Source organism: Salinirubellus litoreus, assembly GCF_037335815.1.
In the GTDB taxonomy this organism is placed as follows: Archaea; Halobacteriota; Halobacteria; order Halobacteriales; family Haloarculaceae; genus Salinirubellus; species Salinirubellus litoreus.
In genome coordinates this window covers 106,661-129,605 of the sequence record NZ_CP147843.1, presented here as the reverse complement: position 1 = coordinate 129,605, position 22,945 = coordinate 106,661, and the positions used below count along the sequence as shown (strand labels likewise).

The 22,945-nt window shown below is 60.3% G+C and carries 16 protein-coding genes; 10 read left to right on the top strand and 6 right to left on the bottom strand.

Annotation, left to right across the window (positions count from 1 at the left end; translation table 11 throughout):
* Positions 1–406: 406 nt before the first annotated feature.
* From WDJ58_RS26120 to WDJ58_RS26110, 3 genes are all read right to left on the bottom strand, one after another.
* Complete coding sequence (locus WDJ58_RS26120) at positions 407–3,103, bottom strand: hypothetical protein (protein ID WP_338918488.1); 2,697 nt, start codon at positions 3,101–3,103, stop codon at positions 407–409.
* Positions 3,100–4,587, bottom strand: a complete 1,488-nt coding sequence (locus WDJ58_RS26115) for a hypothetical protein (RefSeq protein ID WP_338918487.1) — start codon at positions 4,585–4,587, stop codon at positions 3,100–3,102. The genes WDJ58_RS26120 and WDJ58_RS26115 overlap by 4 nt, the downstream gene beginning before the upstream one ends.
* 149 nt (positions 4,588–4,736) lie before the next feature.
* Positions 4,737–5,126: a hypothetical protein gene (locus tag WDJ58_RS26110; RefSeq protein WP_338918415.1), complete on the bottom strand. Its 390-nt coding sequence runs from the start codon at positions 5,124–5,126 to the stop codon at positions 4,737–4,739.
* A 282-nt stretch (positions 5,127–5,408) separates the two neighbouring features.
* On the opposite strand from WDJ58_RS26110, the gene WDJ58_RS26105 reads away from it, so the two are divergent.
* A complete protein-coding gene (locus WDJ58_RS26105; RefSeq protein ID WP_338918414.1) occupies positions 5,409–5,672 on the top strand; it encodes a hypothetical protein in 264 nt (87 codons plus the stop codon).
* 167 nt (positions 5,673–5,839) lie between these two features.
* Here the strand turns inward: WDJ58_RS26105 and WDJ58_RS26100 are convergent, their stop codons facing one another.
* From WDJ58_RS26100 to WDJ58_RS26090, 3 genes are all read right to left on the bottom strand, one after another.
* A complete protein-coding gene (locus WDJ58_RS26100; protein WP_338918413.1) occupies positions 5,840–6,322 on the bottom strand; it encodes a hypothetical protein in 483 nt (160 codons plus the stop codon).
* 1,563 nt (positions 6,323–7,885) lie between these two features.
* Positions 7,886–9,958 carry a hypothetical protein gene (locus WDJ58_RS26095; RefSeq protein WP_338918486.1) on the bottom strand — a complete coding sequence of 691 codons (2,073 nt, stop codon included), beginning with the start codon at positions 9,956–9,958 and terminating at the stop codon, positions 7,886–7,888.
* A gap of 229 nt (positions 9,959–10,187) precedes the next feature.
* Positions 10,188–10,667 carry a hypothetical protein gene (locus tag WDJ58_RS26090; protein ID WP_338918485.1) on the bottom strand — a complete coding sequence of 160 codons (480 nt, stop codon included), beginning with the start codon at positions 10,665–10,667 and terminating at the stop codon, positions 10,188–10,190.
* 348 nt (positions 10,668–11,015) lie between these two features.
* Between WDJ58_RS26090 and WDJ58_RS26085 the strand changes: the two genes are divergently transcribed.
* From WDJ58_RS26085 to WDJ58_RS26045, 9 genes are all read left to right on the top strand, one after another.
* The gene (locus WDJ58_RS26085; protein WP_338918484.1) at positions 11,016–11,276 is read left to right on the top strand and encodes a hypothetical protein; all 261 of its coding nucleotides are present in this window, start codon (positions 11,016–11,018) and stop codon (positions 11,274–11,276) included.
* On the top strand, positions 11,273–11,455 hold the full coding sequence (locus WDJ58_RS26080) for a hypothetical protein (protein WP_338918483.1): 183 nt from the start codon (positions 11,273–11,275) through the stop codon (positions 11,453–11,455). Before WDJ58_RS26085 ends, WDJ58_RS26080 begins: the two co-directional genes overlap by 4 nt.
* Position 11,456: 1 nt before the next feature.
* Complete coding sequence (locus WDJ58_RS26075) at positions 11,457–11,915, top strand: hypothetical protein (RefSeq protein ID WP_338918482.1); 459 nt, start codon at positions 11,457–11,459, stop codon at positions 11,913–11,915.
* An 89-nt stretch (positions 11,916–12,004) separates the two neighbouring features.
* The gene (locus tag WDJ58_RS26070) at positions 12,005–13,444 is read left to right on the top strand and encodes a DUF7139 domain-containing protein (RefSeq protein ID WP_338918481.1); all 1,440 of its coding nucleotides are present in this window, start codon (positions 12,005–12,007) and stop codon (positions 13,442–13,444) included.
* A 66-nt stretch (positions 13,445–13,510) separates the two neighbouring features.
* Positions 13,511–15,901 carry a VirB4 family type IV secretion system protein gene (locus WDJ58_RS26065; protein ID WP_338918480.1) on the top strand — a complete coding sequence of 797 codons (2,391 nt, stop codon included), beginning with the start codon at positions 13,511–13,513 and terminating at the stop codon, positions 15,899–15,901.
* An 84-nt stretch (positions 15,902–15,985) separates the two neighbouring features.
* Positions 15,986–17,980: a hypothetical protein gene (locus WDJ58_RS26060; protein ID WP_338918479.1), complete on the top strand. Its 1,995-nt coding sequence runs from the start codon at positions 15,986–15,988 to the stop codon at positions 17,978–17,980.
* A gap of 238 nt (positions 17,981–18,218) precedes the next feature.
* A complete protein-coding gene (locus tag WDJ58_RS26055; RefSeq protein ID WP_338918478.1) occupies positions 18,219–19,790 on the top strand; it encodes an ATP-binding protein in 1,572 nt (523 codons plus the stop codon).
* A gap of 81 nt (positions 19,791–19,871) precedes the next feature.
* The gene (locus WDJ58_RS26050; protein ID WP_338918477.1) at positions 19,872–20,261 is read left to right on the top strand and encodes a hypothetical protein; all 390 of its coding nucleotides are present in this window, start codon (positions 19,872–19,874) and stop codon (positions 20,259–20,261) included.
* Positions 20,262–20,366: 105 nt separating this feature from the next.
* Entirely contained in the window at positions 20,367–22,937 is a 2,571-nt protein-coding gene (locus tag WDJ58_RS26045) for an McrB family protein (RefSeq protein WP_338918476.1), read from the top strand.
* The last annotated feature ends 8 nt before the right edge of the window (positions 22,938–22,945 follow it).

The following is a 22,945-nucleotide window of genomic DNA, read 5'->3' as shown; positions in this document are numbered from 1 at the left end:
TCGCACTCGCGAACGGGGTTCCGCTGGTCCGGTACGGTTTGATCGGAACCTTCGTTGGCTTGCCGTCGCGCTCGTCCTCGCGCCAGCAAATCCACTGCTCGACTGTACGGATCGTATCAGGAATCGCACCTTCGGTGATAGTATTCAATGACATGGCTGTGTAGGGGTGGTTGGGAACTGTCTCTCCGCCCCGTTGCCGCGCTCGCGAAACGGCTGGTGCCCAACCGCCCACGCGTTGAGCGTTGATCCCATCGATGGACTAGTCCAAAGCGTCCGACGGCAGCGGGAATGAGATGGGGTTGATCGCGTACCCAATACCCTCCCTAAGCCAGTCTTTTGCGGAACTAGTCCAGCAGCGCTCCAGATCGCTCTACCAACGCTATTGAGCGCGTTCAGGGCGCCGCAACTAGTCAATCGCTCCATCCTCCGATTCGGCGGTGAACGCCCGCACAGCTTCGACGATATCGCTTCCGCTGTGAATCTGCCACTCGCCATGCTCCCCGAAGACCGTCTCGGCGATACGTGTATGATTCTGGAGTGATTTCGGCGGCACCGTTTCCACCCGTCCAGCATCGTGGAGTGCCCGGACGAGGTCGTGGGTCACGTCGATATCCTTCACGACCCAGTGCTTGGTGACACCGTCGTACTGCGCGAAGTCGTCGTAGTGCTTGACAACCCGTTCAGGTTTGACCGTCGTGATGACCTCCCCGATTGCTGTGAGGTTTCGCTGGCCCCCCGGAAGGTCGATGAATCCAGCCACATCGAACACCATTCCGCCGCCCATCGGTTCGTAATACTTCTCGACATGTTGGCTCTCTGTTTGCGCGAGATACCGGGCGAAACATTCGGTGAACACCTTGTGGTGGACCTTCTCGTGGAGATCACCGTAATCACGACCGGTGTACAGCTTCCGGTCGACCGCGTGCTGGCCCTTCTCGGTGACGTAGTAGTACTTCCGCGTCCCGACGTGGGGGTTCTCAAGGTAGCCCTGCTCGACCAATTTGTCCTCGTCGATATTACTTCCTGAGCGGTTCCGGATGATCGTCATCGACTCGGTGAGCTCGTAGGCGTCGAGTTCGCCGTTGAGCGCCGCGATCACGTTCCGGAGGAACCGACGCTCGTGCTCGGTTAGGTCGTCCCCTGACGAGTTCCGGCTGGCATCCGGGGGTGAGGCGTCGTCGTTTGATTCTGCGGAGTCCCTGCCAGACGAGTCTCGTCCTGACCGGGCTTTACCGCTGTTCCGGTCAGACGTGTTGTCAGCGGGTCTATCCGTGCCGTTCGTTGAGGATGTCGTGCCGGTTCCCAGAACGGTGCCATATCGGTTCGATGCTCCACCGGACTGGGATGGTCCCCGGGCATCTGTCTCCGGGCCCTGTGTTCCGCTCTGTTCAGACGAGGACTCGCCGTCGGTATCTTCGTCTACCCTGTTGGATGGGTCGATATCTGACTCCGTCTCAGCGTGTTCGACCGTTGTAGACGCGTCATCGTCTCCGCCTCCGGTGTTCGTGACGCCGGCTCCCCACCGGGCGGTGCGCTGTGCGGCGTCGGGCGGACAGTTCACCCCCGGCAACAGACAGTAGGTGAAACGGGTGCGCGACCACTGGAGGTGATCAGCTTCCTGAAACGTCTGTCCCGGACTCCTTGGATCGCCGGAGTCCGGACGGTGCGTCCCGGCGTCGACGGGGTCGTCGCTATCGCTGTGCCCCGGCGGTATCGGGAGCGGTTTCAGTGTCACCAGCTCGGGCGTGTCGGTCATGAATCCCGTGTCGGGGAGTTGTGCGAGCCACTCTCCACGGGGAAGCGAGGCGATCCGGTTGGCCAGTCCCTCGGCGTCGAGGTCCTCGTGAAACAGCGTTGTCGCGAGTTCGTCGTCGATGGCGAGCTTTCCGATGAGTTTGGTGTTGATGTTCCGGAGGATTTCCTTGTACGCTCGCGTGTCCAGCGCGTCGCGTTTCACCTGCTCGGGGAAGTGGACGATCACCTCGAAGGCGAGCGCGAACTCCCGTGCGTCGGGGATCATCTCGTTGCGGACCAGACTCGCTTTCAGGACTGGTGCCGCCTCGTCGATGATCAGGTTCACACAGTAGCCGTCCGCAGGCCCGGGGACGTCCCGGTCCCAGCGCTTGCGCAGCCGGACCCACGACCACAGGTAATCCAGCACTAACACCGTGAACAGATTGCTCGACGCTGGCCGGAGATCGCCCGTATCGATAAGCACCACCTTCCTCGAGTCGAGCAGCGCGTCTAGGTCGAACAGCATCTGGTCGTCAGCATAGGTCTCTGCGTTCTCATCCCACTCGGGGACGAAGTTGAGCATCCGCCAGACGAAATCCCGTTCGCGAAGCTTGGTAATTCGGTTCAGTACCGCGTCGATAGAGGTCGCAAATCGGCGTGGCTCCGCACTAAAGTGTCTCTCCAGCGCTATCTTAAGATCGGTATCTACGACCTCTGGGAGGTACTCATCGGCCTGTATTTTTTCGCCTGTCCTCTGTGCTCGCTGCATCTCGGGCACGGCCTCTTGCATCTGGGTGGCCGCCGACAGCAGGTCGCTGATCGCGTACGCGTCCTCACCGTGGATAGGGTCGAACAACGCGACGATCAGGTTCGAGAGGATCTCTTGAGCGACGAACGCCTGATTGTGCTGTTCCTCACCGAGGACGTACGCGAGCAGTTCGTTGTACCGGTCGACTTTCTCTTGGACGGCCGCCTCCCGCGAGATACCGGCGGAGAGTTGTGGCCGGATGTCGAAGAACGGGAACGCCGGCAGTTCGCCGTTCGGGCCCGGCACTGGCAGGTGAACGATATCGTCGAGGTTGCCGAACCGGTGGAAGTGTGCCCGTTTGTACTCGGTCGCCATGCTGCCGCCCTTCTTGCCGAAAATAACGGTTGGGCCGTCGAGTTCCTCGTATGCAGTCAGGGCGTCGTTGACCATTGCGGTCGTCTTCCCACTGCCCGTCGTCGATGCCCGGAGGACGTGGTGGGTGAGCTGCTCGGCGGTGAGGTGGACCGGGATATTCGGGCGTGAAAGCGCGGCTGTCTCGGCCTCGCCGATGCACATTCCGGTGTCGAAAGTTCGGAGGAGTTCCTCGTTGGTCGCGGTCAAGGGTGACCGGACGTCAGGCGTCCCGCCAGAGGCTCCCCGACTCGGCTTGGGGAGTGCTCCTGTACTCGGGACCGTGACGAAGTTCGCGAGCTCGTCTGGACTGGCAACGATAACTGACGTGTCGTCACCGAAGCGCTCCCGGAATCCGATCTGGCCGAGTCCAGCTTCAGTGAGTTGTCGATACTCCCGGCCGTCATCACCTGGACACTTCCCTCGATCCCGTAGTAGGGCCCGCTGAGGGCGGTGAAGGCTCCCGCGATCCCGCCGATGGCGGTCGTATCGCCGGCGGCCCGGATGGAGACATCGAACGTCACGGCCGGCTGTTTGAGGTCGACTTGGCCCATCCGACTGTGCTGGGTGGACTGCCCGCTGGCGTCCGGCCCGCTGATGGTCCCGCCAATTTGCTCGGGCGTATCTGGTCGGTGACGCTGGCGTCGCTCTTCTTCTGATGTCCCGAGCAAAGTCGCTGCGGCCTCCTGCTTGAATGCGCTCCACATCCCTGTAGTTCCCATCTTGAGGTTGCGCTTGTGGCGTTCGGCATCCTTCGTCCAGTCGTGCTTTGGCCTGAACACCACCTGATAGACGAACGGCTCGTCGGTCGCGAGCGCCTGCTCGAGGAGAACACTCAGCGGCGAGCGATAGCCATCGTCGGCGTCCAGCGCCAGCTCACTGAACCGCGAGAGCAGGGTCATCCAGTCGTTGTTTTTTGTTTCGACGCCGTGCCACCGGACCAGTTCAGGTGGCTCTTGCTCCTCTGAGTCGCTCGCTCCCGCTTCCGTGAGTAAGTGGTCTGCGTCGATGTCCAACGGCTCGAAGCCCTTCAGCTGGCCGAGTTCATTGATCCCCTCGAACGCGTCGAGCTGTGCCGTCTCACCCGACTTGGACGGCTCGAACACCTCAGCCACGGAGAACGGGACGATCTCGAAGCGGAACGACTCGGGGTACATCGCCCGGACGTTCGCCGCCAGCGTCTCGAAGGCCTCCCGCTCGTACGGGCGAACCCCGAGGTAGAAATCGAACTGCTGGGTGGCCCGCGGTTTGTGGATCAGGAATTCGAAGGTGAGGTGGGTGCTGACGAATGAGAGTCGTTGTTCGAGGCCGAATGGCATCTGCCGGCCGCTGCCGGTTCGGTAGAGTCCGTACAGCGCCTTAACCACGTGACCGGGTGTGACCTGCTCACGGGCCGGCGTGATCTTGATGAATGGCCGCGTCGTGTCGTCCGGCTCTGCTTCGCCCGGGGAATCTTTTGACTCGCTTCCACCGGGATCGTCACCACCCAGCCCTGTCTCCGTCGAGAAATTGGCGTCGGACGTCTCTTGACCGACCCCGGTCGCGCTCCCCGGGGAAGGCTGGCCTTCCTCGTCCCCAGTGGTACCGGGACCCGCGTCGGTTCTCTGCAGGCGGGCGGCGACAGCCGTGCGGATTTCGTCGTCGCTGACGCTCGGTACACGGCCATGATGGTCCGACCGGTTCTGATCACTCACCGTCGGGCCTCCGTCGATGTCTCCCGGGGGGAGTTGAGCTGTTCGTCTTGTGGTCGGTCGTCGAAATGCGGCGCTGGTGGCGTCATGGGCTCATGAATGAGGTGAATGGTGAGGTAGTCGGGCGGCTGTGCTGCCCCGGGAACGGGGTATCACCCGGCGATGAACTCGAGCAGGGAGACGAGTGCGCCCAGCCCGAAGTAGGCGACCACCATCGCACCCCCGCCCATCGTGAGCTTCATGCCGGTTTCGGAGCGCTGGGAGTTATTCCGTGCGGTGAGCCAGACGATGAACCCCAGCACCAGGACGGTCAGCCCGACGTACTGGAGTGTGATGTAGAGGACGTTGTACAGGTTGTCGAGGATCGTCTCCCAACCGGTCGTCGCCCCGCCCGTTCCGCCGGTGGGCGCCTGTGCAGCGGCGCCGCCGGTAAAGAACACGAGGGTAACAAAGGCGGTGATGAAGACAGTCTCGAAGCTCACAGCCGACTTGAGGCGTGCGAGGCGGTTCGGCAGTCGTTCGGCGGCGTGCTTGAGGTTCATTGCACGACCGACGTTGTCGGGCGGGCATAATTTTAGTTTCAAGTATGCGCACTGCGCAAACTTGCGCGGTGCGTACCCGTACGCATCGCGCACATTGCCGGTCTGCTCCGGTCAAAATGCGGTTTCTGTGGGGTTTAGAGTAAGAGTTAAGAGTGCTAGACACTAGCATATATTCGATTCGTAGTTGCGGTACCCGACTGGTAGTTAACACGGATAGTGACGCCAAATGGAATCCAAGACTCCATCCAACGACCCCGCCCCCAGGAGGAGGTCGTCCCAATCATGAGCAGGAAGTCGATTCCTGTCAGCGAACGGACCCGCGATCGCCTGCTCGCGTACAGCAATCGGAATCTCCTACAGGATCAGTCATACGACGAAGCGGTGAACGAACTGCTTGACTGGCTGGAATTTCCGACAACCGACGAGATCCACCAGAACTACAGCGTCATCTGGAACGTCGTCCCCCGGATCTGTGACGAGACGGCTGAGCGAGATGACTTCGAACCGTCGGTCCGGACCGAGGCAGTCGTCGATCACGACGACTAGAGCCTCTCGGTCACAACTCCCGAGGACCGGTCACCAGCCAACCCCCACATCTTACTCAACTGTTCACACGCGCCTCATTCGGTTCCTCTTCTGTAATGTTGGCTAATAGCGCGAGTCTCATTCGCGGTTCCGCTTGTTCTGTTGCAGCTAGGGGGTCTCCGACGGCTCTACAACGAAGTGAACACACTTGCGAAGACGGTGAAGAGCGTCCCCCCCATCGAGACGCCGATCATCACCAGACCGTAGGTGATGCCGTGGTATCCACGAGTTCTTGCCTGTCCGTACGGTCCGCCTGCGGCCCACAGCGCCGCCCCGAGTGAGAAGCAGGCCAGCCCCAGAAACGAGAGCATCCCAGAGGCGGCCTGTGCGATCGGGAGCAGCTCGCTGGCGCCGCCGGCTCCATACGGCCAGCCCGGTGGGAGGAACTCTGACCCGGCCATGACGTACGCGACGAGGTCGTAGAACGCGGCAAGACCGAAGATCGCCACGAGTGCCGCACACGCCCCGACGATCATCCCCCGATAGCGGAGCGACCGATGGACGTTCGACCCCGCCGTCCAGTAGCCCATCAGCCCGACGACGAGCGTACAGAGTGCGACGTACTTCGCCGTCAACTCGGCGACGACGAACAGTCTAAATGCTGTATCCACGATCGTAGCGACGGTTGGCATGTGGACAGATCCTGTTTGTGGCCTTGCTCCTCTCGATGAAAAAGACTCAGAACGTGCGCAGTGCGTACGTCGGGATCAAGTGCCCGTATACTCCCTGATCGTGGGTGAAATGTGGTACATAAGCATATTCAGATACCGTCTACGACGAAGGGAGCAGGCCGGTCGGTAAGGCGGAAGCAGTCCGCCCCGGGCGGAGTCGCTCTCGATCCGCGGTCGCGGGACACAGAGAGATGATTGCTGAATTGGAACAGTACACCATCCAGAGTGTAATGGTTCCGCACCCATCTCGGGAAAGAGAAACGACAATAGGAACTGAGCAGATGTGGGCTCGTTATGCCTCTGCATCGGTGATTCGGAGTTCGCCATCAACTTCGTACAGCCAGCCGGAATTGAGCAGGCGTTCGATGGCATACTTGGCGTCGCCAGCCTCGCTCGGGAGTGCCTCGTGCGCAAGTAAGAGGTCGTGGGCTCGGTCATGGGAGAACCCCTCCGTGTGATCAGCAGTTCCAGAAATTAAAATCTCGTAGGCATCCTGAATCCACTCGGGTAGCGGCCGGAGTTCATTTGACCATATCTGCGTTAAATATCAATTAGATTATATATAGTAATTCTATTAAATATATAAATAGTTATTATCTGAGTGATGTATGTTGATCCTGAGCGGCGATACGCTATCGATTCGCTTGTTACGTCTGTTAGACAGATCTTGGTTGAAACGGCCTGAATCAACCGTATTGTACTGATTTATAATACGACTACGGGGTGTATTCACCGAGGCCGCTCAATACTTGGGGGTGAATGGCCTCAAGAATATCGGCTTCGACCCAAAGGCTATATCAAGCAAGTGTGTACTTTCATATGCTGTATGATTATGGCACCCGGAAAGGAGCGTCTGCGCGGATGAGTGACAGACTCGCTCTCGTCTGAATGAAGTAGCTTGTGTCACTTAGGAACTTCTTGGAGGGTGTTCCCCCTGTGGCCGGTGCTTTTGGAGGAGTACGGGCCACTCCGCGGCAGGCGCCTCCGGTAAGTGTCGTAGTTTTGAATCGCCTCCCTACTGTGCTACTCGGACTTCGGCCTGCGTTGCTCCTTGAGGAAGGGAACTTAGCACCTGCGTTCAATTAAATGACACATCTGACAACACATAGATAGATACCGCTGTTTCACTGAGTTCGGTAAGAGCCATTATAATTATCCGGAAGATAGTGTGGGACACGCTTGAATAGAGAATTCTGGCGTTGAGACTCTTAATAGGTGTTAGGTCTTAGAAGCCGTACTGGATCTACCCCTTATTCTTGCATGCTGTTTCTGTCAGATAATGAGCCCTTTTCCGGCTTGCATTGGTGTTCGGTTAACGCCGAGAGCGCCAGATCGTTCGAGTACCAACTCTGACTAGTCACGTTCAAGCAGCCGAATTTGGCAAGTTCAGCGAACCCGTTTGATTATCACTGCTCAAAAATATTACTGGCAGTGTTAACGGAATACGAATGTTCCGGCTTGTAGATCACCAAACCTCTGATCGACGGTTAAAAAATCAGTGAGTTACGCCGGACGGCGCCGCATGTATCGCATCCAGAACAGCGCGAAGATCCCGAGCACCAACCACTCGACGAAGATCATCACGTTCGAAACTGCATCACTCAGATAGCCGACGACCTCAATCGCGTCAACGACCACCGAAGCGCTCGAAACGCTCACTGCCTGTGTCCGCAAGTAATAGGTCGAGTGTGACTCCCACCAGTCGTCGCCAGTGAATCGCGCCTGGACAATCGGGCTGTTGATGTCGACTGTCGCGGCGCCGCTCGCGTTCGTGACCACTACCGGGACCGTTGCCCCGTCGACGTAGATCTCTCGTCCCCCGACCGGATTACCGTCCGTGTCGCTGAGGACGATTTCGGCAGTCCCTGCCGCGTCGTCGATCACTACATCCAGCTCTGGCTCTTCGTAACGCGTGACCTGCTGGTCCGTCGTAATCGGCATTCCCCAGACATCAACGGAACTGGCGGAAACCGATTCTCCGGTCACGTCGCCCGTACTCTTTAGCACCCCCGTGTACTGGTCGTACAGCGGAGTGGGGTTGGTGTTCTCCGTCGCGACGATCGTGGCGGGGAGCGGCGTTGCCGCGACCGACCCGTTCTCCACGACTCGGGTCGTCTCCCACCAGATACGACGGTCTGCAGGCTGGTCGGCGAGGACACTCACGTTCGCGGGACTCATCCGGTACCGCAGCATCGCCGGGTACCGCCCATTGTAAGAGTGTGATGCGGCGACTTCCGATGTCCCGCTCTCGCTTCGTTCTTCGACGGCAGTGTTTCGTGAGACCGAAAAGAACCGCCACGGGGCGGTCACGTACACCGTCTTCTCGCCGACCTGGACCTCGACGTACTCCCAGCCGGCGGCGCCGGCGGCCAGCCCCTGCCGGCCAGTCCACTCGACCGAGACGACGTCGTCACCGGGCCGGTCGTAGACGTGGACATCGACAGAGAGGTCGTCGCTGTTGACCGTCTCGATCGGGACCGACCGGGTGAGCGTCACCGATCGATTCTCCGTCCGTATTCGGTCCCACTCAGAACACCGGGCGCTCGAAACGCCGTAGTGCTTCTCGAGTTCGACGTCGATCCGGAGTTCGGCGGTCATCGTGTGGGTGCCAATGGGCAGCGGTCTCGGCTCGGACAGCGGCGAGGTGTAGTTCAGCGTCGTCCATGCTCCCGGCCCCCACTGCTGCATGCTGATATTCCCTGCCGTGACGTTCACCACGGCCGCCTCGGAGTCCAGCAAGCGGTAGTCCGCCCACCGTGTGAGTGAGTAGGTGTTGTTCCCGATGGTGCAGGAACCGCTCTCGGTATGATCCGACGGCACGTCGACCCGGTAGTCCCAGGGGACGTGTGTGTTCACCTGCCAGTTCTGGGTGACGTACCGGCTCCGGTACCAGACACCCGGAGTGACGTCAATGAAGCCCACGTACGCGTCTCGCACCAGATCGTGTGATCCGCTGCGCCACACGAGCGAGGTCGACGCTCCATCAACCGTCGGGAACACCTCTCTGCCGTTGTCTGTAGGCACTGCCGAGGTACTCCGGGCAGCTGCCTCGCTGGGCGCGAGTTCGGAGTACCGGAGGAGTCCTTCGACGATATCGATCTTGCGGTCGACGATCGTCTGGTACTCGGCGGTATGGACCATCGCAGTCCCGGGGTTAGTCACCTCGAGTTCGCTCCCGTTCAGTTCGACCTCGGCATCGTAGACGGGGTCCCACCAGCCATTCGGGTTGCGCACCTCGACGGTGTACTCGCCGTCGATGTCGGTCGCCCGGTTCGGTTCGGCATCGTAGAGCGGGAGGATGCGGAGCTCTCGTTGCCCCCACCTGGTGTTCCACTCCTCCAGCGTGTACCAGCGGTCGCGGTAGGGGATCGTGTAGTAGCCGGTGACCCCGCTCTGGTACATATCCGACTCGTTGGCGATGATGAGAGCGTCACGCGGCCGGATGCTGTCCTCCCAGAGCTGAACTGGCTGGGTGACGACCGTTCGGTTGACCTCCCGAATGGTCCCATTGTCGTACTCGTACAGCCGAACCGTGCTCGATCCACGGCCCGGGTCGGGATCGTTGCTGGCCAGCACTCGAAACGTGTCGTCGTAGGTCCGATCGACGCCCGGTTCGGGGTCAGGAATCGTCAGCCCGCCACCGAACGCCGCTCCCGTAAGCGTGCTCGCGACGAGCAGGACAACTACCCCGATGGTGGTGAGCCACGAGAGCCGACCGGCGGCCCGACGGAGCCGGACGCGGACCCTTCCTCGACTAGCTGCCGGCCCCTCGTGGGATTGCCCTCGCGACGGACGCCTCCGTGGATCAGCCGAGGACATACCTCAGGAGATCCAGAAACGTGCTCCATGCCGAGCCGACAACGAACAGTCCCCCGCCAGAGAGGGTGAGTCGTCGACCCCAGGCCCGCCGCTGGAGTCGTTGACTCCCGAGCCATGCCATCAGTCCGAGCAGGAGCAGACAGAGCCCGGCGTAGATGAACACCTGAGCAGTCCAGTCCGGGAAGTCGATGAGCGCCCCGAAATCGACACTGCTCGCGAGTACTGTCGTCTCCCACCCACCTGAGAGTCCCCGTGATGGGACGTTCTTTACGACCGTCCCGAGCATCTCCCGCGTGAGGTACTCGGGGAAGACGATTGGCCCGCTGATGGGAAGCAGCTGCTCGGCGACCGTTCGAAGCATCGAGGACATGCTAGACATCGACCCGGGAGGATCGACCGTGCTGGTGACTTCGGCGATCCGGGCCGGGTGAACGTAAGCGAGGAACGTGAGGAGTTGTCGGATCATGGTGGTGTCACGGTCCGGAGATGGCGAGATCGAGGATCACGGGGAATCCGAACCGTCGGCTACACTGAGGATAGACCACCGGGAACAAAGCGGCTCCAGAGTTGCGAGTGACGTACACGTACGCGTTGCGCACAGGTACGGCCCGCGTACAGTTGCGGAATACGTACTTCTGAAATTAACAAGACTGTTGCCCGGCCAGAGGATGTGTGATGACCTACCATCTGATTCGAGGCGGACCGCCTCGGCGGACGCCGGTCGACGGCCTGACCCGACGGCTGCGCTCAAGATCGAGGAAAGACGATCTCGATGCTACTCGGCACCCACCGGTAGTCGGGGCGGAGAAGGCCGATGCCTGAGATCGAGATTCGCTTCGCCAGCGACCGGGAGTACGAACGACTCCGTCACATCCGGGACAAGTACGGCGTCCAGTGGCGGGGCATGCTCATCCTGGGCGCGAGGCGACTGGAAGACCGCCGCCACACGAGGGCGCTGTCCCGGTCCTCTCGGGAACGCAACGTCTCTCCCGGCTGTACCGGGCGACCGATCGAGAACGACACCACCAACGCCGATGCCGACGTCGATCGGCGGCGATCCTCCGAGTCCCGATGACTTCCACACGTATCGAAGTCGACGACGACCAGTTCGCAGCCCTCGAAGCTATTCGGACGCATCACGGCGTCAACTGGCGCGGCATGCTGATCCAGGGTGCCGAGCGCCTCGAGGCCGGCGTTGTGTTCCCAAGCGAGCACGGATGCTCGCAGTTGGATTCAGAGGAGGAGGAGGACTGAGATGCCCGACCCGGTGCCAGTCGCGAGCAACCTGCTGGACTCGAAGTTCCTCGGGTTCTCGGTCCGCCGCCTCCTGGAGTCGATGGCGATCCCGGTCGCCCCCTGCGCTATCCTCCACATCCTAAGGTTCCCGCTTCTGTTCACTTTCCCCTTGTTCGTCGTGGGGATCGGCGTCGGGGTACTTATCTTCCTGAAGACCCCGCCCGGACAGCGCCCACTCCGGTACACCCACGCGGTCTTTCGCCACCGTACGGGGGAGAACGTCTACGTCTGGGCGCCCTCGAACACGCTGGAGAATGATCTCGCGAGTGGGGCCCGCCAAGACGACTGGCTGACCCAGCCGCCCAACCCTGGCGTTACAACCCACCGCCCGAAGCATACTGGGGACGCTGCAGCCACCGCCAATCGAGGAAGTGCCGACCGATCCGCCGGCCTTGATATCGGCGAGGAGGCCCGCTGATGTCGACTGGCGGCCGCTCGACGCTCGACCTCGTGAACTTCGAGAACGTCCGCGACGGGGGCGTCGTCGAGACTCCGACGGCCTACGCGATGCTCGTCGAGGTCGAACCCCGCGAGTGGCTCACCCTCTCCGAGGAACGGCGGTCGGGTGTCTACGTCTCGTTCCTGACGTTCCTTCGGGGGCTCCAGTTCCCGGTACAGTTCCTGACGATGACCACCGAGTTCGACGGCGAGCAGTACCTCGAACAGTTCGTTGGCCCGGAGTCGCCGAGCACCCCGAGCGGGACAACCACGCCAGTGGCGGACTCTGATGCGGCAGACCCCGATGCGACCGATCCCAGTACAAACGACTCGTTGAGTGAGGTATCGGCGACCGACGGCGGCGTCGCAACCGGAGCGAATTCCGATTCCGTGGCCGGCTCGGCGGTACTCGAGTACGGTCGACTGGCCCACGCCGAGTGGCTGGATCGAACGCTACGGATGGCGAACGTCCGCGATCGACGATTCTTCGTTGCAGTCGCGGTCGACAAGGGAGAGGACGACGGCGAGGGTGGCAGGCGATTCGATGGGATCCGTGACGCCCTCCCACTTCCCACGCAGTCCCGGTCGGTCGACGCCGAGGAGTTCTATCTGGACGAGGTGTGGGCTCGCGCCCAGCGCGTCGCTTCCCAGTTGCCTCGGACCCGCGTCGAAGCGAGCATCCTCGACTCCCGCGAGGCAGTAATGAACGTCCTGTATCGTGTGTACAGGGGACGGGAGCCACCGGTTGCGTTCAATCAGGGCACGCTCGTCCGAGCCGCTGACGACGCGCTCACCGATGCTGCTGGCGATCCTCTTGACCTGAAGGACGCCTTCGAGGACGCCGACCGACAGGAAGCAACCGCCGCCGAGGAGACTGACCCCGAAGTGCGTCCCGAGACGGTCGGGGACCTTCCGTACGACGGACGCGTCCAGGAGGAGTACGTCGAGACTGTCGACAGATCGCGCCTCCTGCAGTGGTACGTCCGCAACGTCGGGCCGATCGGGCGAGGCGAACAGTACCACTCGCCGATGTCGGTCTATCTCGGGACCGGTGCGTTTGTCGTGAGCCTCGTCCTTGCAGTCGTCGCACTCGGCCTCTTCCTCGGCAGTGCACAAAACCACCCCATTGACGCCCCACCGGTTGTGGTGCGGGAACTGTCGTTCGGCCTCGCCGCGGGAAGTCTCCCGACGTTCCTGCTGAGCTTGGTCGTCCTACTCCCGTCACGGCGGTTAGCGAAGGCTCTCGCCGTGCTCGGGACCGGCGTGACTGCTGCGGCCATCGCGCTGTTCGAGGCGGCGTATCCAGCGCAGTGGAGCAGTACCCCGACGGGACAGACGGCGGTCGTAGTGCCGGTGTACGCCGTTGGTCTGTTCGTTCTCGTGGTGGCCGTCGGCTTCGCCGTTCGCTCGCGTCGGGCCGCGCTCGACCACGTAGAGGAGACGCCAGCGCGAGAGGAAACCGCCGCATCCGAGGACATCACCTCCCGTCCAGAGGAGAGCGATGACTGAGGCGCCTTGCCCGAAGCGGGACCGCGCTCGAACACTCTCCCCGGCTCTGAACACTCCTATTCACTCATGATCCAACGATTCAAACACGCATTCGGCATCGACAGCCCCGACGACGACGTCGAGTCCGTCCCGATCGACGACCTGTCCGGCGAGGAGACCCAGCACGCCATCGACTACCTGCACCTCCTCGACCGCGAGACCACTACCGAGAACATCGAGTGGGCGGCCTACCAGTTGCAGGCTGACGAGGTCGGCCTCGCGAACGCAATGGAGACGCTCGAAGAACGCGGCGAACTCGACAAGCGTCTCGTTGCTCCACGACTCGTCGAGGACCACCCTCAGTTTCAAATCCGTGACGACACCGTCTCGCAGATTCTGACTGTCACCTCCCTGCCCCGGAAGGTGGGCCTCGGATGGCTCGTCCCGTTGACCCTCGCCGACGTCGACCTCCGGCTCACCTTCCACGTCCGGCCACGCGAGCCAAAGGACGTTCGCCGCCAGCTCCAGAAGCGGTACACGCAGGCGGTCACCTCGCTCGCGCTCAAGCAGAAACGCGGGCGGACCGACACCTATCAGGACCAACTCGATCGGGAAGACCTCGAACGCTTACTCCAGCGGACCATCCGTGGCACCACCAAGCTGTACGATGTCGCGATCTACCTCGAACTGGTCGCGGACTCCCGAGACGACCTAGACGGGATGCTCGACAGGGTAGAAGCGATTCTCGCCGAGCAAGACGTCGAACTGAGCCCGGTCAAACACCAGCAACTCGACGCGATGGACGCCGTCGCGCCGGTAGTTACTGACCCCGTTGACAATACCCACCCGATCCAGTTGGAGGCGCTTGGGACGTTTTTCAACCTCGTCGAACCGTCCATCTATGACCCGAATGGGGTACTGTTGGGCTTCGACGACACCAAGCGCCCGGTCATCCTGAATCGGTACGCCCTGTCGGGTCACTCGATGGCGATCTCGGGGAAGACCGGATCGGGCAAGAGCTACTTCCGGAAGCTGGAGATCTACCGTCGGCTGCTCGCAGATCCAAACGTCCAGTGCATCCTGTTCGACCCCGCCGGCGACGACTACCCGCGGTTCGCACAGTCCCTCGGAGGGGAGGTGATCCGCTTCGGCGGGAACTACACGGTTAACCCGATGGACATCTCACCGCCTGCGCCGGCCGAGCAGGAGACCGGCGACGACACCTACGCGCTGACGATCCGGTCGGTGATCGAGATGCTTCACACCCACTTCGACCAGCGTGACGGGATGTCTGCTGGCGAGGAGGGCGTGCTCATCCAGGCGGCGCATTACGCCTACATCTCGAGGGGGATCATCCTCGGCGACTACGAGACCTACGATCAAGAGTCGCCCACGCTCGACGACCTCATCCGCGGTGTCAACGTGATCGCTGCCGGCGGGCTCGAGGCGGCGCGGGAAGCAGAAGTTATCGACGAAGCCGAGCTCAAACTATTCCAATCCTACGGGGTGACCGGCACTGGGAACAACGGAGAGCAGCCTGCCGGGGAGACACCGCACAGCAGCGGAAGTATCTCGATCTCAGATACGATCGTCACGCCGACCGACCATCATCAGGAACTCGCGCGGAACCTCCAGCCGAAGTTCGAATCGTTCAAGCCGGGCGGTATCAACAACAATCTGAACGGCCAGACGAATCTGGACCTCTCCTCGCGGCTGGTCGTGATGGACATGAGTTCGTTCGCGGACACCGGCGAGATGCCACTGATTCTGCACGCAATGCTCTCGTGGGCCTACCTCGAAGCCAAGCGCTCGCCGTACAAGGTCGACGTCACGTTCGACGAGGCCCACTACCTGCTAGGGCGGCCCGCCGCTCGCGATCTGATCAACCTGTACATCCGCCACGCCCGGCACTACGAGGCCGGGCTGACGCTAATGAGCCAGACCTCTCATGAGTTCGTCCGGACGAACGAGCGCCGGGAGGTGTACGAGAACTGTGACGTGAAGTGCCTGTTCTACGCCGAGTCCGTCTCCGAGCAGACCCAGCAGTACTACGGGTTGTCGAGCGACGAGATCAGATTCATCCAGTCAGCCGCCCGCGGGCAAGACTCAGACTACTCGGAGTGTCTACTCGCGACCAGCGTCCACGGCCGGCGTCGGCTGGAGGTGCGAAGTGGCCCGTTCGAGCACCACGTCCTCGACGACGCGCTCGACCCGTGGGATTGGCTGGCCGAGACGGAGGGCATCACCGGTGTGGATGCCCCGGGAGACGACGTACTACCGGCGGATATCGAGTTGATCGACCTTCCGCACGTGATGAACCGGGACATGGATCTCGAGATGGCGATGCAAGAGTCTCACGAGGACGGAATCAACGTCGCCATCGAGGGATTAGAGAACGATAGTTCCGATGTGAATAACGGGGATAGCCCGGACGACAACGACTACGACCACCCGCCGGATTCCGGGGAGGACAGCTGATGCGGGCCCGGCCCGCCGGCGACCCGTCTCCCTCCCGTTTCGTCTCCGCCAGGCGGCGGTCGCGACCGACGGCGGGTGAGCGTCGTGGGTGACCTGCTGGACTTCGGCTGGCTGCCGGACGCAATCGTCCGGGCGATCTTCGAGTTCATCCGTAACCTGCTGGTCGGGGCGATCAACGCGATGTTCAACTTCGGGTTGAAGCCGCTGATCACGATCAACCCGGGCATCCTGACCGACGCTCAGTTCGTCGCCGCCTGGGACGACGTCTTCGAGTTGTCGATCGCCCTGCTGCCGATCCTCATTGCGGCCGGGCTGATCGTGATGCCGTTCAGCGAGGATCGAGAGGCGTCGCTCTGGCAGATGGTCGCCCGGATCGTCGCGGTCATCGTCTTCATCGCCATCTCGAAGCCACTGTTTGCGTTCATGATCGAGGCTTCGAACGGCGTAACGACCGCTCTCGCCCCCGCGACGTTCAAAATGACGTTCGATGCTGACCTCGGTGGCAGCTGGGGCTCGACCCTTGGAATGGGGGTCCAACTGATCGCTCTGTTGGTTGCAGTTCCGCTGATGTTGATCGCGACTATCCTCGCGACGCTCTTGCTGGCGCTCCGGCAGTTCCTGGTGGTTACGGTGGCGCTCGGCGCACCGTTCTTTGCTGTCCTCTGGTACGCCAACTGGGGACCGATGAAGTCGGTCAGTAAGTTCGCTGCGACGTGGCTGAGGATGGGTATCTACGGCCTGCTGGTCGGACCGATTATTGCGCTGGTGATGCGGGTGTTCGACGTGATCGCGACCGGTGGGATCGCTGCCTCTGGTGGCGACGCTATCGCATCGTTTTACATCGCGTCGGCGCTGGCGCTGATGTTCCCGATCATCCTGTTCGTGGTGATCTGGAAGACCATCGGCTGGGCCGGCCAGCCACTCGGCGTCGACGCCGCGTTTACCACGACAGTTGCCGCCGCGATCGCCGCTACGGGGGTCGGGGCAGTTGCCGTCGGCGCCGGTGCGGGGTCTGGCGCTGTGAGTAGTGCCTCGAAGTCCTCTGCCGCCGGTGCGAGCGGGGGCGGAGGGTCAAGTGGCGGAGGTGGTGGCTCCAGCAGTAGCTCCGGTGGAAGCGGCAGTGGCTCCTCAGCTGGGACGGCGACCGACCCCTCTGCAGGGACCGCCAACTCGAGCGTCGGCGGGACGATGCGGAACAGCATCTCGGACGCCCTCCGCACGCGCGAGCCACCAGCTGAAGACAGCGTGGATACGGCGCCAGGGGCTTTCTCGATCGATAAGGGATCTGCATCGCGGAAGGCGGCAAGTGTTCCTGGTGTGCGGACAGCCCGAACGACAGCGAGTCAGACTAGTGCAGCGATGAAGAAATTGGGATCCAAAGCAAAGGGTGCTGGAGTAACCGGCGCTCGAAAAGCAGTCGGGTCCGAGAGCATCGACGCACACCGACGAACGATTTCTCAGCAGATGGACGCTGCCGCCGAAACGGATGCGAACCGCGACTTCTTAGCCGAGGCGTACCAGAACGGCGAGGTCGATATCGCCGAGGCTGCCGACCGTGGCATCCTGACCGGCTCCGAGAAACCCGCAGATGGGGTCTCGACAGTCGTTCCCGATGCCGGGGGGAATGTAACCTACGAGACCGCCGCAGGTGGCGAGACGACGATGAACATCAACGATAGGGCCCAGCAACTCGGGGAGGAAGCGCACACGCTCAGGGAGGATGCCTCGAAATCTGCCCGGAGCGTGAAACGAATCAGGACCGCTCAAGCCGCCGCGAAGACACCCGGACAAGCTGCGGTCTCGACCGGCCGAGTCGGCAAGCGGGTCGGAAAAGCCGGTGTTCAGACAGGGAAGGCCAGCGGAATCGTTTTCACAGGCGCGATGACGCGAAGTCCATACGCGGCGTACCAGATCGGCAAACGCGGCGGGAACCACCTCATCGGCCCCGGAGCTAGTCCCCAGCCGGACGACTCGTCGGACGATGCCGACATCGACTGGTCGACCCGACGTGATGGCCCTGGACAGGCCACAGATCCCCCGTGGGACGACGACGAAGGTGGATCCTCCGAGACGATGTGAATCTATCGAGATGCCTAGTTACCGTTTGTCTCACCTGAGCCGACTCCCGGGGCGAGACGTTATATCTCAGGACCGGCATGAGACGAACGTAGACCATCGCGAGCGAATCTGTCGACGGCGTTCTCGGTGGTAATAACTTCGCAGATCGCATGACTACACCCCTTGGCGCGGCTCGGCCGTGCCGACCGCTACACTCACGCTTTCACGGACATTCGGAGGCCTTCCTTCGGGTGATGCGATGAGTATTCTCGATACCGCACTCGCCGTCATTGCTTTTCTCGGATTCTTCGCGATAGTGGAGTATGCGACCTACCGAGTCATGGAGCGAGAGCACCGGAAGCGGGACATCTATCGACTGTTCTTCATGCTCGCGTGGACAACGCTGGCGTTCGTTCATATGTGGGTAATCGCACCTCTGCTTGAGCTGCCGCCAACCGCTGCCGTTGGCCTGGGTTTCGGTCTTCTGTTCGTCTTCATCACAGGCGGTCTCGGTGTCCCGGGTCTGAAATCGGTGGGAGGAATCGGATTGTATCCGTTCGCACAGGTGTACGAACTGTTCGTGATACTGTTACTCCTCGCTGAGGGAGCCACGCTGGCTGCGTCCTTTGTGACGGCACCACAGCTGGGTTTCTTGACCAACATTAGTCCGAATGATCCTCAAATCCAAGCGGTACTTGGACTGGGAATCGCGTCTTCGTTCGTCGCTCTGACCTTCTACGATCCCAGAGGAGAGAACGGCTATTACTACGCTACTGGAAAATACCACCAGCCATCTGTTGATTACGAGAAATTTCGCGAGATTATGGATGACGGACAAACGGTATCCGATGCTTCAGTGACTCCGGAGGCTAAGTCAGAAACCTCTGATAGGGACTCCCCGGAAACATCACGAGCACCGGCGAAAGTACCCGACGATCTAGAGTACAAGTATAACTGGACTCGTTCGGACCTCAGCTTCGATGATATCGGCGGCTACTACGAGGTCAAAGAGCGACTTGCCGAGGAAGTTCTCCAGCCGGTTCGAGCGACTGCACGCGGCGACGATCGCTACGACCGCTTCGGGATCGAACCCTCCCAAGGAATCCTCTTCCACGGGCCTCCGGGGACTGGGAAAACCCTGTTTGCCCGCGCACTCGCCGGCGAACTCGGCATCCCGTTCGTGGAACTCGGACCGGCGGACGTGACCAGCAAGTGGATCAACGAGGGTCCTCAACGGGTGCGTCAGCTGTTCGAGGAGGCGTCGTCGGTCGGCCCTTGTGTGATCTTCCTCGATGAGGCCGAACACCTCTTCGGCGGGCGCGACGTCGGCGCTGGCGGAGCCCACGCCGAGGACCGGAAGATCACCAGCGAACTTCTCGTCCACCTCACCGCCGAGGACCGGACGGCGATCGTTATCGGGGCGACGAACCGCTCGGAAGATATCGACCCCGCGATCCTCCGCCCTGGACGACTTGCGACGCACGTCGAGATCGGACTTCCTCGTGAGGAGAGCAGACACGCAATACTCCAGGCGAAATTGGAGGACGTGCCACACGACCTCACTAGTGACCAGCTGGCGATACTGGCGAGTTACACCGACGGCTGCAGCGGCGCCGACATCGAGGAGTTGGTTACGGATGCGAAGCGCCGAGCAGCAAGACGCGACGCCGATGCAGTCTCATTCGAGGACTTTCCGACGGTCGAAGACCTCGGGACGGACTCGGACGACACCGATCTCAACCCGATCTCGGATGCCGACTCGGGTGATCAAGAGGCGATTGGACCGTCACCAGAGGACCACGAAGATGACTCTGCAGTCGGATTCCAGTGAGTGACGCAAGTCGAGTGGGCAGCGTGGAATTGCTGAACGTTACCCCACAAACTAATGAGTATCCCGCTACGTGGGGTAACTATGTCTGAGGAGTCATCGGGAAAGCCACCGGCGCCGGATCTCCCGAAGTATCTCCGTGAGCCACTCGAAAAGCAGTCGCCAGAGCGGTTGGAGACAGTCGCGACATATGCACAGGAGCTCGCCGAATGGAAGCGACAGGAGCGCCAGGATGAGCTTGAACGGCGTCGTGCCGAAGAAGAAGTCGACGAAGAACAGCTCGCCGAACTCGAAGACCAGGAAGTCTCGACCGACCCTACAGACTACGACGATGTCCCTGCCAGCGGCGCGTACATCACGGTCAAGACGACCAAACAGACCGACCAGAAAGAGTATAGGTACTACTATTGGCAGTGGCGGGAAGGCGATTCTTGGAAGAATGAGTACATTGCGCCGGTAAATCCACAAGAGTAGGACGTTGTCGGATCACGGTAGTATACGACACGCCCATCTTGAATACCTAAGTACTGTCTTATTCATTATAAAAAACTATTCAGTATCCCCTCAATAGGCGATAATATGAGCACCTATCGATATACCACACTCCGTGTCGACGGGCATTTCTTTGATACGTGGGCTCTCCAGCGGGCGTATTCTCATCTCGAACTGCCCTCCGAATCAGAGGTGTCCGAATTCGATGAAGAAGCACTCAAAGCCCTTCTCGATTTATTCTGCGATTGGAGTCCTGCACGGGTGTACGACTCTCCTGATGACGTCTATTCTACTCTCAACACGGATGCTACGAACTCGCTGACAGATCTCAACGAGGATCAAAAGCGGGAGTTCTATCTTAACTGCTGTGAGAAGATATCCGAATCCCTTCATAACCAGTATGATACCGAAGTTACAGAGACGGATGTCAAGCGATTCGCCGAGGCACTTACAGCAGACGAGACGCTTCCGGAACTAGCGGAGTTTCTACTCCAATTTCTCTCGTCGTACTCCAAGTACTTGGCTGAATTCGACCCTGACAATGCTGAGGAAGACCCTGACGATCCACTCCAAGATTTCTTGGATGCGATAGAGGATCTCCCCGACGAGTATCTGGACGTGAAGCGAGCCCAATACGAGGGCCACGCAAAAATCAGAGCAATTCGGCGCCGTGTTGCAGATGCATTTCTTTCCGGAGAAGAACTCTCAACCAGTCAATTTCACGACCTCTGCCAGGAGGAAAACGAGAAACACGATACGGCGATTATGACTGGCTACTCTCCGTACTCTGTACTCGGGCAACTCTACTACGACTACGCTAAACTCCGAATTAATGGATATCTTGACAGACTCACCAACTACCTTCGGGACGAACTCGATATCGAGAGCCATTCACGGCATACCTGCAATTTCGTCGAACCTCGCAACCAGCTCACACAGTTCTCGTGGATTGCACTATATCCTGGGGAGGAGGATTATAAAGACGAGTATCAGCTCTATCTCGGTATCGAGCCGTCCCATCTGAGCTACGGTCTCCACGTTGGAAGCAATCTGCGTGACGACAACGGTGAGTGGAAACAGGACCGCGACGTTACCAAACAGGACTCGTCGGAATCCGTTTCCATCGACGGTGTACTCGAAAAACTCCGTGCGGTCAAAGGTGGCTATATGGTCCTCAACGAACTCCAAGAAGACCCTGGACCTAAAGATCCACCGGGGGACGATCTCGAACCCCCGAAAGACGCGGAAACGTTCGCCCGGCAGCTTGAACAAAACGGCCAACTCGTGTTTTACGGTCCACCGGGAACGGGGAAGACCTACCAAGCTGAAAAATTCGCCAAGTGGTGGACCAGCGAGGGACCGTCTGCCGATGAGGATGTCGAACAGTTCCGTGCGGTCACGTTCCATCCATCGTTTGCCTACGAAGATTTCCTGGAAGGCCTCTCAGCCGATGCAACCGACGAGGGCATGGTCGAGTATGGGATGGACGCTGGCATCTTCAAGGATATCGCTGAGGACGCAAAAGAGTCCTATGAGAACGCTGGTGACGAACCCCCGCCCCGGTTTGTCCTGGTGATAGACGAGATCAATCGTGGTAACCTCGCTCAGATCTTTGGTGAGACCATCACGCAACTCGAGACTGACAAACGACTTGACGCTCCCAACGAATTAGAGGTGACCCTCGCCCATTCGGGCGATCCGTTCGTAGTTCCGCCGAATCTCTATGTTATCGGCACAATGAACACTGCCGATCGGTCGATCGCACTCGTCGACGCTGCACTTCGACGTCGCTTCCGGTTCATGTACTTTCCACCAGATTACGAGGCGCTCGCCACTCGGCACGACTTCGACGACCGTGATACAGTCAGCGAAATCGCTGAGGCGGGATCATCTCGTGATCGCGTCCTGCTCGCGCTCTCAATCGAAGCTCTCGAGATCATCAACTCACGGATTCTTGATCGCGCCGAGCTCGGTAAGGGGAAACAGATCGGACACTCGTACCTCTGGAACTGTGCTACGGCCGACGACGTGTCGTCCAACGTCCAGTCGCTGGTCGACACGTGGAAGTACGAAATACTTCCACTCTTGGAGGAGTACTTCTTCGGGCAGTTTGATCGCCTCCAACAGGAGGTCTTTGCGGGAGACGGGGATGACTTGCTTGACGCGGAACACCGACAAGTTGCGGACTTTAACGAATCCGATCTTCGAGGTGCGCTTACCTCACTGACTGGATACACTGGCGAAGTCGTTGACTCTAATTCTGTGAACCCTGAAGATCAAGGAGCGGGTCGGACGGTTGACGTTCTCACTGATTCGGGCGTCCTCGAACCGGGCAATGTTCTCGAAATCAACCGAGGCCGACTTCGTAACGGTACTAGCATCGAGACGGAAACAGTGGAACAAGCGATAGATAGTCGACCTAATGAATTTTGGCAATGCGAAGTGATTGAGGAAACAGAGTCGACGGGGGAGATTCGTTGGCGGCACGACGGCAATCGATATTCACTTTCAGCGGCAGCGGAAGCAGTCCTCGAGGAAATATCGGATAATGAGATAGATATTATCGGTCAAGCAGACCACTGGATACATCCCGAATACGACGGCCAGAACCTCTACCAACTTCGAGAAGCGGTGTTGGACGACTCTGAATCAGTCTGATCTTCAGG